At 63.2% G+C, this 12,228-nt stretch carries 9 protein-coding genes and 1 pseudogene; 1 reads left to right on the forward strand and 9 read right to left on the reverse strand.

Annotation, left to right across the window (positions count from 1 at the left end):
* Positions 1-215: 215 nt before the first annotated feature.
* Positions 216-2,864 carry a phosphoenolpyruvate carboxylase gene (ppc, locus tag LOKO_RS10190; RefSeq protein WP_066448525.1) on the reverse strand — a complete coding sequence of 883 codons (2,649 nt, stop codon included), beginning with the start codon at positions 2,862-2,864 and terminating at the stop codon, positions 216-218.
* Positions 2,861-3,385: pseudogene (locus LOKO_RS10195) on the reverse strand (MazG family protein); the annotation flags it as partial. The gene ppc and the pseudogene LOKO_RS10195, both read right to left, overlap by 4 nt.
* A 445-nt stretch (positions 3,386-3,830) precedes the next feature.
* Between LOKO_RS10195 and LOKO_RS20195 the strand changes: the two are divergent.
* Complete coding sequence (locus LOKO_RS20195; RefSeq protein WP_417935399.1) at positions 3,831-4,631, forward strand: response regulator; 801 nt, start codon at positions 3,831-3,833, stop codon at positions 4,629-4,631.
* 37 nt (positions 4,632-4,668) lie between these two features.
* On the opposite strand, the gene pdxJ is transcribed toward LOKO_RS20195, so the two are convergent.
* The 7 genes from pdxJ to LOKO_RS10235 form a co-directional block, all read right to left on the reverse strand.
* Positions 4,669-5,469, reverse strand: a complete 801-nt coding sequence (gene pdxJ / locus LOKO_RS10205; protein WP_066448530.1) for a pyridoxine 5'-phosphate synthase — start codon at positions 5,467-5,469, stop codon at positions 4,669-4,671.
* 30 nt (positions 5,470-5,499) lie between these two features.
* Positions 5,500-6,201, reverse strand: coding sequence for a DNA repair protein RecO (gene recO / locus LOKO_RS10210; protein WP_066448533.1), 702 nt, complete (start codon positions 6,199-6,201; stop codon positions 5,500-5,502).
* A gap of 53 nt (positions 6,202-6,254) precedes the next feature.
* On the reverse strand, positions 6,255-7,154 hold the full coding sequence (gene era, locus LOKO_RS10215) for a GTPase Era (RefSeq protein ID WP_066448536.1): 900 nt from the start codon (positions 7,152-7,154) through the stop codon (positions 6,255-6,257).
* The gene (gene rnc / locus LOKO_RS10220) at positions 7,151-7,843 is read right to left on the reverse strand and encodes a ribonuclease III (RefSeq protein ID WP_066448540.1); all 693 of its coding nucleotides are present in this window, start codon (positions 7,841-7,843) and stop codon (positions 7,151-7,153) included. The genes era and rnc overlap by 4 nt, the downstream gene beginning before the upstream one ends.
* A gap of 75 nt (positions 7,844-7,918) precedes the next feature.
* Positions 7,919-8,722, reverse strand: a complete 804-nt coding sequence (lepB, locus tag LOKO_RS10225; RefSeq protein WP_066448545.1) for a signal peptidase I — start codon at positions 8,720-8,722, stop codon at positions 7,919-7,921.
* A 14-nt stretch (positions 8,723-8,736) separates the two neighbouring features.
* Positions 8,737-10,554 carry a translation elongation factor 4 gene (gene lepA, locus LOKO_RS10230; RefSeq protein WP_066448547.1) on the reverse strand — a complete coding sequence of 606 codons (1,818 nt, stop codon included), beginning with the start codon at positions 10,552-10,554 and terminating at the stop codon, positions 8,737-8,739.
* A 210-nt stretch (positions 10,555-10,764) separates the two neighbouring features.
* On the reverse strand, positions 10,765-12,213 hold the full coding sequence (locus tag LOKO_RS10235) for a DegQ family serine endoprotease (protein WP_066448551.1): 1,449 nt from the start codon (positions 12,211-12,213) through the stop codon (positions 10,765-10,767).
* Positions 12,214-12,228: the final 15 nt, after the last annotated feature.

Raw genomic sequence — 12,228 nt, forward strand, 5'->3', positions numbered from 1 at the left:
TACGACTGGAGGCCGAAGGACTCCCGGCGGTGTTGCCGACGCCAACGCGGCGGCCTCCACCAGGCGCCCGCTGAGTCTTATGCGTAATCAGGTGACTTCTTGACCATCGAAACACTTTAGTGTGGCTCAAGATTTGCCCGATGGCTGACTTTCTCGTCTCGACATCGCCCGACCTATTGGCCGGGCGATGTCGTTTCTGCCTTGCCGGCGGAAACTCAGCGGGTATTGCGCAGACCCGCAGCGATCCCCGCCATGGTCACCATCAAGGCGCGGGTGAGCTCACCGCTGATGGCGCCATCGGCATCGCGGTTTCGCTGCAGCAGCTCTGCCTGCAGGCCATGTAGGGGGTCGATATAGGGGTTGCGCACGGCAATGGCCTGGCGAATCAGCGGCGTCTGCTCCAGCAACTCTTCCTGGTCGAGGATCGTCAGTAACACTTCGTTCAGGCGGGTGAAGCGTTCCCGCAGGTCCTCGCCCAGCGCCTTCAGCGCCGGCTCATCCACCAGGCGCCTCTCGTAGTAGCTGGCGATAGCCACATCGGCCTTGGCCAGCAGCATCTCGAGCATGTCCAGGTAGGTGCCAAAGAAGGGCCACTGGTCACGCATCTCGCGCAACGTCTCCAGGCCACCCTCTTCCTCGAGGCGGGTGCAAAACGCTTCACCGCTCCCCAGCCATGCCGGTAGCATCAGGCGAATCTGGGTCCAGGCGAAGATCCAGGGGATTGCGCGCAGGGTTTCCACGCCCCCATCCTGGCGTCGCTTGGTGGGACGCGAGCCTAGAGGCAGCCGGCCCAGCGCGCCTTCCGGCGTCACAGCTCGGAAATAGGGCACAAAGTCGGGGTTCTCACGCACTACGCTGACATAGCCCCGGTGGGCGATAGCTGCCAACCTGTCCATCTCCTCGCGCCAGTGAGGCTCGGGGGACGGCGGCGGCAGCAGGGTGGCCTCGAGCACCGCACAAGCATAGATCTCCATGGAGCGCAGTGCGATGTCGGGCTGGCCGAACTTGAAGCGAATCATCTCGCCCTGCTCGGTAACGCGAAGACTGCCGTTCACCGAACCCGGCGGCTGGGAGAGGATGGCAGCATGCGCCGGACCACCGCCGCGGCCGACGGCACCGCCACGACCGTGGAAGAGCGTCAGCGAGACGCCGTGGGCGCGGCATACCTCGACCAGCCGCTCCTGCGCCCGATACTGGGCCCAGGCCGCCGCCAGCTGCCCGGCGTCCTTGGCCGAATCGGAGTAGCCGATCATCACCTCTTGAGTCATACCGGCTAGCGCCCGGTAGCCTGGCAGCGCCAGCAGGCGGTCGATCACATCGCCGGCGCGGTTGAGATCATCGAGCGTCTCGAACAGAGGCGCGATGGGCAGCGACACCTGGCCCCCTACCTCCTTCATCAACAACGCCACGGTCAAGACATCCGAGGGCTGCGCCGCCATGGAAATGATGTAGGTACCCAGCGCTTCGGACTGCTCACTGGCGATGACGCGAAAGGTGTCGAGCACTTCTCGTGTCTCGGCCGAACACTCCCAGCGCCGCGGAATCAGGGGGCGGCGAGACTCCAGCTCCGCCAGCAGGAAAGCCTGACGCTGCTCTTCGCTCCAGTCGCGGTAGTGACCCAGCTCCAGAGCTCCGGTCAGCTCCTCCATCACCAGAGCGTGGCGACTCGCCTCCTGACGAATGTCCAGCTTGGTCAGGGTGACGCCGAATATGGCGACACGGCGCAGCGTATCCAACAGCGCGCCGTTGGCGATGGTATCCAGGCCAACATCGCACAGCGAGCGATAACAGGTCAGCAGCGGCGCATAGAGCTGATCGCTGTTCTCGATGATGGGGCCTCCCTCGAAGCTGCGGCCATCGAGTTCCGCCTTGGCCCAGTCGCGGGTCGCCTCCACCCGTTGCACCAGTCGCTTGAGCAGTTCGCGATAGGGCTCGGCGACGCCGCCCACTTCGGCGCGCAGCGCGCTGTTGGATTTCCACATGGAGAGCTCGGCCTTGAGCTGCTCCAGGTCCCGCAGGTAGAGGTCCGCCGCCATCCAGCGGCCCAGCAGCAATACCTCGCGGGTGACCCGAGAGGTGACGTTGGGGTTGCCATCGCGATCCCCGCCCATCCAGGAGGCAAAGACGATGGGGGCGGCATCCAGGGGCAGGCGCTCGCCGGCAGTCTCCAGCAGTAGGGTATCCAGGTCACGATGAAAGGCGGGCACCGCCTGCCACAGCGAGTTCTCGATGACGGCAAAGCCCCACTTGGCCTCGTCTACCGGCGTCGGCCGCTCATGGCGGATCTCGTCGGTGTGCCAGGCCTGGCTGATCAGCTCCTCGAGCCGTCCCCGGGCACGGCTCGCCCGCTCGGGATAGTCGCTGGAGGATTCGATGGTCGACAGGCACTCGTCGATGGCGTCGTATTTCTGAATCAGGGTGCGACGTATGACCTCGGTGGGGTGCGCGGTAAGCACCAGTTCGACGCGCATGTTGGCGAGGCTCTCCACCAGCTTGCGCGGGGCATGTCCGGCCTGCCTCGCCCGCGTCAGCAGCTCCCCCAGCATCGGTTGGCTGCCCGGTCGGTAGTCCTCCACCCGGCGGTAGCGGGCGCGATAGTGCTGCTCGGCGATATTGGCCAGGTTGAGGAACTGGTTGAAGGCCCGGGTCACCGGCAGCAGGTCGCGGTCGGGCAGCTTGCGGAGGTACTCGATGAGTTCACGGCTGCTCTGGACATCGCCCTGCCGGCCGCTCTTGGCATAGCCACGGATGGCCTCGATCCGATCGACGAAACCCTCGCCGAGATCGTCCGCGATGGTCCGGCCCAGGCTATCGCCCAGTATGCGTACGTTGTCACGCAGCGATTCGTGCAGATCGTCACTCATGGCCGGTCTCCTGAAGACAGTTCGGAAATGGGGGTGTCGTGCAGTTTGGCCTCCTGCCAGTAGTGCTCCATGGTGGCCAGGTCGACATCTCGCGTGGTCAAGCCCCGTGCGTTCAGCGCCGCTTCCACGTAGCGGAAGCGGCGCTCGAACTTGGCATTGGTCTCACGCAGGCAGCGCTCGGGGTCTGCCTTGAGGGTGCGCGCCAGGTTGGACACCGCGAACAGCAGGTCGCCCACCTCCTCGGCCGCATGGACGGTGTCATTCTCGGCCAGCGCCTCCTCGACTTCCTCGAGCTCCTCGCGGATCTTGGCGATCACACCACGGGCGTCGGGCCAGTCGAAACCCACCCGGGCGGCGCGCTTGGAGAGCTTGACGGCCCGTGACAGCGCCGGCAGGGTTCGCGGCACGTCATCTAATACCGAATTCGCCGAACCGTCGGAGGCACGCTGGTCGCGCTCTTCGGCCTTGAGGCTTTCCCAGCGGCTGTTGACTAAATGCGTCTCAACCTGCTCGGCGCTGAGGCGCCGCCTCTACGAGGCACGCAAGGAGCTGTGTCGTTCGCTCAACCTGCGCGCGATACTCGCCGGCGGACGTATTCCCAATTACCACGAGCCACACGCCCCTACCCGCCATGCGCTCAGCCATCTTCTAACCCGCTGGGGAGCACAGGTTGTCGAAGTGCCCCAACCCTCGGTTCAATCGCCGGCACCCGCACTGATGGTGGCCGGACTCCCCACCCTACTGACTGATAAAGTGCTGGAGGAGTGGCAAACCTGGCTGGACAACTGCCCCTGTCCGGTTCTGCTGCTGGTGAATGCCACGCCATTGGAACTACCAAAGCTCACCCTTCCCGCCGGTGGCGAGCTGTTGTGCAAGCCCATCTCTCGCCAGGCGCTGGCCGAAGGCCTGCGACGCTGTGGTTCGCTGCGTGGTGAGGTAGTTGTGGCACCTAACCTGAATCGACTTATGGTAGTGGACGATAATGCCAGCAACCGGCGTCTGCTGAAGGATATGCTGCAACGGCCGGGGCTTTGGATCGAGGAGGCGGGTAGCGGTGAAGAGGCACTGGCCCTAGCCGAAAGCGAGCCTTTCGACCTGATTCTGATGGATATTCGCATGCCGGGTATGGATGGAGTAGAGACCACCCGAGCACTACGCCGGCTGGGCGGCTCCTGGACACACTGTCCGGTGGTTGCCGTTACCGCCCACGCCCTGGAGGATGACCGGCAGCAGTTGCTGAACAGCGGCCTTCAGGAAGTCTTGATCAAGCCGGTGGATAGCCATGCCCTTGAAGTCCTTCTGCAACGACACTTGCGCATTACAGCGCCGTTCAGGCAAGTAGAGCCGGAGAAAGCGGAGCGGGAAGAGCAGAGCGAGGAGCTGGCTGTAGTTGACCTGGCCCTTGGCACTCGCCTGGCCAATGGTAGTGAATCCCTTGCCCTCGAGCTGCTGCAGGAGCTCGCCGTTTCACTTCCAGCCAGTGCCAGGGAGCTGCAGGCGGCCCTGTCAACAGAAGATCCTGAGGCCCTGCTGGATACGGTACATGCATTGAACGGCGCCTGCCGCTACTGCGGGGCGCCGGAGTTGGCGTTGGTGGCGGAGACCCTGGAAACCCGGCTGCGCTCGAAGGGCATGACCGATGTCGAGCCGTTGATCGACGATCTCTTCCGGGCGATGGACCGGCTGCGGGCCTGGCATGCCCAACAGCAGAACCAGCCTTCCCGTACGGCCAATGCCAGCGAGGCTTTCTCGTCAAAGGACAAATAAAGCCAAGGACGCGTCAAACGAGGTTACGCCCGGATGATCAGCCGGTTTCATCGCCCTCCCCATGATCGTGGTGATCGTGCTCTTCCAGCGAAGCGAGGAAACCCGCCTCCTGGCCGGCGATGATCAGGCGCTTCATGTCGGCCACGGCTTCCTTCAGACCCACGAAGAGGGCTCGCGCAATAACGGCATGGCCGATATTGAGCTCATGCAGGCCGGGAATCGCGGCAATGGGCTCGACATTGTGGTAGTTCAGCCCGTGACCGGCATTGACCGTAAGCCCAAGCTCCAGGGCCATTTCCACCGCCGCCGCCAGCCGGACATGTTCACGGCGAGCCGCGTCACCGGCCAGCTCGGCATAGGCCCCCGTATGCAGTTCGATGACCGGCGCCCCCGCCTTCACCGCGGCCTCGATCTGGCTGGGCTCGGGATCGATGAACAGCGAGACCTCGCAACCTGCCGCCGCCAGCCGTCGGCAGGCCGTGGAGATAGCCGGAAGCGCGCCGACCACGTCGAGTCCACCCTCCGTGGTCAGCTCTTCGCGCTTCTCCGGCACCAGGCACACATGGGCGGGTCGGATCTCTTCGGCCAGGGCGAGCATCTCCTCGGTGACCGCCATCTCCAGATTCATGCGCGTGTTAAGGACCTCGGCCAGCAGGCGCACATCGCGAGGCTGAATATGCCGCCGATCCTCGCGCAGATGCACGGTGATGCCGTCGGCACCGGCTTCCTCGGCCAGCAGCGCCGCCTGAACCGGATCGGGATAGCGGGTGCCCCGTGCCTGACGCAGGGTAGCGATATGATCGATATTGACGCCGAGCAGGATCCGCGGGGGATGCATGGTCTCTCTCCTAAGCCGATAAAAACGGGATCAGTGTGGGCCGGCACGGCGCCGCTGGGCAAGCTGGCGCATCAACTCGCGTGAGCGCAGTGGCCGAGTTCCCAGCAGGGGCGCCAGTGCCGCCCGGGTAATCGCCTTGGCGGGACCGGCAAGGCCGGGCTTGGTCCAGTCGCCGCCGGCAAGCAGCCGAAGGGTACGACCATCGATCCCGGGTTCGCCGGGGACAAAGGCACGCGTTGTGAGATCGAAACGGTAGTGACAGTGAAGATCGAGTTCGCGCCCATCAGGTTCGGTGAAACGCGGCGCCGCATCCAGAGCGTCTAGCAGCGCCATTTCCAGCCGGCGCAGCGACCCGGCACGCCCCTCGGGTCGAGGCAGAGCCTCAAGCAGCGAACCATAGAAAGCGAATACCTCGCCTACCGGAAGTTCCACCGGTAGGGTCCGAGTCAGCAGCTCGTTGGCATAGAGCCCGCAGAGCAAGCCCTCGCCTACCAATAGGGCTGCGGAGCCACGGCTTTCCATCAACCTCATCCGCTTGAGTTCGCCCTCTCCCACCCAGGTCACGTGCAGCGCGGCGAAGGGTTGAAGTCGTCCACGCGAACGCGACCCCGGGCGCTGCACCCCCTGGGCCACCGCCCGCACGCGGCCGTGCTCCAGGGTCAGCAGTTCGACCAGGGCGCTGGTTTCGCGATAAGGGCGCTTGTGAAGCAGGAAGGCCGGCTGCGGCTGCATGTCAATCACCCGGCGGCTACACCGGCCTCATCGTGCATAACCATGGATCGCCATCAGTCGAGGTTGTAGCCAAGGCTCTTCAAGGCACGCTCATCATCGGACCAGCCTCGCTTCACCTTGACCCAGAGATTGAGCATTACCTTGGCATCCAGGGCACGCTCCATGTCCAGGCGCGCCTCGCGACCGATGCTCTTGATGCGCTCACCGTTCTCGCCGATCAGGATCTTCTTCTGGCCCGAGCGCTCCACCAGGATCAGGGCGCTGATATGCACCACGCGCCCTTCGTCGCGAAACTCCTCGATCTCCACCGTGACCTGGTAGGGCAGTTCGTCGCCCAGCTGGCGCATGATCTTTTCCCGCACCAGTTCGGCAGCCAGGAAGCGCTGGCTCTTGTTGGTAACCTGGTCCTCAGGGAAGTGGTGAACGCCTTCGGAAAGGTGCTTGGCCACCTCGGCCTCGAGCTCCGGCACGTTGGTGCCGTGCTTGGCCGAGATGGGAATGATAGCGGCGAAGTCGCGCCGCGCCCCCACCTCGCCCAGCCATGGCAGCAGCGTGCTCTTGTCCTCGAGCCGGTCGACCTTGTTGACGGCCAGGATGACCGGCGCCTGAACGTGCTCGAGCCGCTGAAGCACGACCTGATCCTCGTCGCTCCAGCGGGTGCGGTCGATGATGAAGACCACACAGTCCACGTCACGCAGGGCCTGGGTCGCCGCCTGGTTCATGAAGCGATTGATCGCCTTGTTGCGATCCTTCGCCATGATGTGGATGCCGGGAGTATCGACGTAGATGAACTGCGCCTCACCTTCGGTCTTGATGCCCATGACCTGGTGGCGTGTGGTCTGTGGACGCCGCGAAGTGATCGAGATCTTCTGGCCGAGAATTCGGTTCATCAAGGTGGACTTGCCCACATTGGGGCGCCCCACGATGGCGACAAACCCGCACGTTTGGCTCATTTACCACGCCCTCCCAGGGTCTCGATCTGAGACAACGCCATCTCCGCCGCCTGCTGTTCAGCATGACGCCGGCTGGCTCCAATTCCCAGGGTGTGTTCGTTTAGCAGTTCGATATGACACTCCACGGTAAAAGTCTGGTCATGCGCCTCCCCTTCCACCGATACCACTTCATAGCGAGGCAAGGGTACCTGGCGCGACTGCAGAAACTCCTGGAGCCGTGTCTTGGGGTCCTTCTGGGTGTCCTGCAGGTCGATGGCCTCCAGGCGTTCGGCGTACCAGGCCAGCACCCGGGTCCGTGCCACATCCATTCCGGCATCCAGGTAGATGGCGCCAAGCACGGCCTCGACGGCATCGGCGAGGATGGAGTCACGGCGATGACCGCCGCTCTTCATTTCACCGGAGCCGAGTCGCAGGCACTCGCCGAAGGACATCTCCCGGGCCAGTTCAGCCAGCGTCTGACCACGTACCAGCCTGGCACGCAGCCGTGATAGCTGGCCTTCCCGCGCTTGGGGAAAACGCTGGTAGAGCGCTTCGGCGATCACGAAATTGACGATGGAGTCACCGAGAAACTCGAGTCGTTCGTTATTCTGGCCGCCGAAGCTGCGATGAGTCATGGCCAGCTCCAACAGGGCGTCATCCCTGAAGGTGTGACCGATGCGTCGGCTGAAGGCGTTGAGGGAGTTGCTCACGAAGCTCCTGCTATCTACGAAAAAACGGACTGCCTAGCGGCAAGAATAAGCAACATCGCCGAGAGACCCCGAAGGTCAATGAATACGGCGAACGCTGGAGAAACTGGGCAGACCACCATCCCACTGCATCCAGACAGCAAAGGCACGCCCGACGATGTTCTCTTCGGGTACGAAACCCCAGTAACGGCTGTCGTTGGAGTGGTCGCGGTTGTCACCCATGGTGAAGTAGTGCCCGTCCGGCACCACCAGTTCACGCACGCGCGGCCCCGGATCACGAGGATTATTGTAGATCCGGTGGCTGATTTCGCCCAATTGCTCCTCTAGCAGCCACTCTTGCGGTGCTTCGGCCGGCCCCTCTTCGATCAGGCGCTTGGGTACCGGCTCGCCGTTGACGTAGAGCTGCTTGTCCTCATAACGCACGGTATCGCCCGGCAGCCCCACCACACGCTTGATGAAGTTCACCGAAGGCTCGTTGGGGAAGCGAAAGACCATGACGTCACCGCGCTGGGGGTCGTTCATTTCGACGAAGCGGGTATGGGTCACCGGCAGGCGCAGGCCATAGGCGTACTTGTTCACCAGGATGAAGTCACCGACCTCCAGGGTGGGGCGCATGGAGCCGGATGGAATCTGGAAGGGTTCCACCAGGAAGCTGCGCAGCAGCAACACTACCAGAAGGACCGGGAAGAAGGAGCGCGCGTAATCGACCGGCCAGGGCTCCTTGAGCACCTTGGCCCGGGTCTCTTCATCAAGCCCTTCGGTCGTTTCGGCTTCGGCAGTGGCCAGGCTCCGCCGTCGGGCCGGGCGCAGCAAGATCAGATCGAGCAGCCATATCAGACCAGTGACTGCCACAGCAATCACCAGCAGAAGTGAGAAATCCATAGTATCGTCGGTCCCTAGTCATTCACCTTGAGTACGGCCAGGAAAGCATCCTGGGGAATTTCCACCCGACCGACCTGTTTCATGCGTTTCTTGCCCGCCTTCTGCTTTTCCAGCAGCTTCTTCTTGCGGGAGACATCGCCACCATAGCACTTGGCCGTCACATTCTTGCGCAGAGCCTTGACGGTGGAGCGAGCCACGACCTGGCCACCGATGGCGGCCTGAATCGCCACGTCGAACATCTGGCGGGGAATCAGCTCCTTCATCTTTTCCACCAGCAGGCGCCCGCGGCCATGGGCATGATCGCGGTGGATGATGACCGCCAGCGCATCGACCTTGTCGCCATTGATCAGTACGTCCAGGCGCACCAGCTTGGCCGCCTGGAAGCGTTCGAAACCGTAATCCAGCGAGGCATAGCCCTTGGAGATGGATTTTAATCGATCGAAGAAGTCCATCACCACTTCGCTCATGGGCAGCTCATAGACCAGCTGGATCTGACTGCCCAGGAACTGCATGTCGCGCTGGGTGCCGCGACGGTTCTCGCACTCCATGATCACGTTGCCGACGAACTCCTGGGGCACCAGGATACTGGCACGAACAATGGGCTCGCGCATCTCCTCGACATCGGCCATGTCCGGCAGCTTGGAGGGGTTGGAAACGTACTTGACGTCGCCATTCTTCATCGCCAGCTCGTAGACCACGGTGGGCGCCGTGGTGAGCAGGTCCAGGTTGTATTCGCGCTCCAGGCGCTCCTGGACAATCTCCATGTGCAGAGTGCCGAGGAAACCGACACGGAAACCGAAGCCCAGGGCATCGGAGTTCTCGGGCTCGTACTCCAGCGAGGCATCGTTGAGCGCGAGCTTCTCCAGCGCGTCGCGGAAGTCCTCGTAGTCGTCGGCGCCGACCGGGAACATGCCGGCATAGACCTGTGGCTTGACCTTCTGGAAGCCCGGAAGGCGCTCCACGTCAGGCGTCTTGGCATGGGTGATGGTATCCCCCACCGGCGCACCCTGAATCTCCTTGATCCCGGCCACCACGAAGCCGACCTCACCGGCACGCAGGATGCCGGTCTCCTTGCGCAACGGGGTGAAGATCCCCACCTCGTTGGCCTGCCAGTCACGACCGGTGGACTTGATGCGGATCTTCTGGCCCTTCTTGAGGGTGCCGTCGAAGACACGAACCAGCGAGACGACACCCAGGTAGTTGTCGAACCAGGAATCGATGATCAGCGCCTGGAGCGGTGCTTCCCGATCGCCCTTGGGCGGCGGAATATCGCGCACCAGGCGCTCGAGCAGCCCGTCGATGCCCAGCCCGCTCTTGGCCGAGACCTGGCAGGCATCGGTGGCATCGAGGCCGATGATCTCCTCGATCTCATGGGCCACCTTGTCGGGGTCGGCCTGGGGAAGGTCCATCTTGTTGAGCACCGGCAACACTTCGAGGCCCTGCTCGATGGCGGTATAGCAGTTGGCAACCGACTGGGCCTCGACGCCCTGGGCCGCATCCACCACCAGCAGCGCTCCCTCGCAGGCGTAGAGTGAGCGTGAGACCTCGTAGGAAAAATCCACGTGCCCAGGGGTGTCGATAAAGTTGAGCTGGTAGGTATGACCGTCATCGGCCTGGTAATCCAGCGTTACCGACTGGGCCTTGATGGTGATCCCCCGCTCACGCTCGAGATCCATCGAGTCGAGCACCTGCTCCTTTAGCTCGCGCTCGGAGAGCCCGCCGCAGCTCTGGATAAGGCGATCTGCCAGGGTCGATTTGCCATGGTCGATATGGGCAATGATCGAGAAATTCCGAATGTACTTCAGCTTTTCGTTGCTTGCGTCGTTGCTCATCTAGCCCAGTCCGGTTTTCGTCACGTGCGCGGAGGTGGCCGGTTCGCCCGCGACCCGCTCACGTCAAATGAATGCAATGGCGAGTATTGTACCGGCATGGCGGGGGGTTGGACAGCGCAGCCGTGGGCTACTGCCCGGAATGAAGGCGCCCCTCACCGGGAGATGAGGGGCGCTTCGAGGGGAACGGCGAAAACGAAATCGCGTCGCGAGTCAGTTCTGGCCCAGTCTCAGGGCGACGAACAGAGAGCGCCCTTCGCGATAGAGTCGCACCGGAACCGCCCGGTCCGTCGGTAGCTCCTCGACCAGTTCCAGCAGCTGCGAGCCGCTCTCCACAGTGTGATGATCGATACTGACGATGACATCCCCACGGCGAATACCGGCCAGGGCAGCCGCTCCCTGAGGCTCGACCTCACGCACCATCACGCCGGCCTCGACACCAAGCCGCTCACGCTCGGCCTCATCGAGTTCACTAACCGCGATCCCCAGGCGCGCCTGGGCACTCCGCTCATCACGGGCCTCGGCACGTGGTTCGTCTGTGTCCGGCCAATCGCCAATGGTCACGGTGACCTGCTCACGCTGGCCATCGCGCATTATGGTCAGCTCCGCATCGCTGCCTGGCGAGACGCGACCGATCAGACGCGGCAGATTGCGCGAACGTTCCACTTCCTCGCCGTCCACCTCGAGAATGATGTCACCGGCGCGAACGCCCCCTTCGGCCGCCGGCCCTTCCGGGTCCAGATCGGCGATCAGCGCGCCGCTGGCAGTGTCCATGCCGAACGATTCGGCAAGGTCCCGCGAGACCGGCTGGATCATCACGCCGAGCCAACCACGACGCACACGCCCGTCATCACGCAACTGGTTGGCCACATCCATGGCCACGTTAATGGGTATCGCAAAGGAGAGGCCCATGAAGCCACCGCTCCGGGTGAATATCTGGGCATTGATACCAATGACTTCGCCATCAAGGTTGAACAATGGACCGCCCGAGTTGCCCGGATTGATGGCAACATCGGTCTGGATGAAGGGTACATAGGCATCCCGCGGCAAGGTGCGGTTTATGGCGCTGATGATGCCGGCTGTCACCGAGTAGTCGAAGCCGAAGGGCGAACCGATAGCGGCCACCCATTCGCCAACCCTGAGCGTATCGGAATCGCCGGTCGGCAGAGTCGGCAGGTCCTCGGCATCCACCTTGAGCACGGCGACATCGGTCTGCGGGTCGGCGCCGATCAGTTCGGCCTCCATTTCGCGGCGATCGTTGAGTCGTACCAGTATCTCATCGGCCCCCTCGACCACATGGGCATTGGTCAGAATGTAACCATCAGCGCTGATGATGAAACCCGAGCCCAGCGACTGACGCTCCTGGCCCTGACCGGGCCCCGGACCGCCAGGACCACCCGGGCCACCCGGGCCACCCGGGCCACCCGGAAAACGATCACCGAAGAAGTGACGGAAGATATCGGGTATGTCCTGCCCACCGAACCCCTCGAACGCCTGGCCACGCTCCAAAGTACGCGTGGTGGATATATTGACTACCCCCGGGGCGGCCTGCTCGACCAGGTCGGCGAAATCGGGAAGGTCACGAGCCTGGGCCGCCTGCCAAGGGAGCAACAGAGCCAATAGAAGCGCCCACAGCGGAACGGATCGAGTTATTGGTTTCATTAAAAAACTCCTGCG

Origin of the sequence: Halomonas chromatireducens (assembly GCF_001545155.1) — a bacterium.
GTDB lineage: Bacteria > Pseudomonadota > Gammaproteobacteria > Pseudomonadales > Halomonadaceae > Halomonas > Halomonas chromatireducens.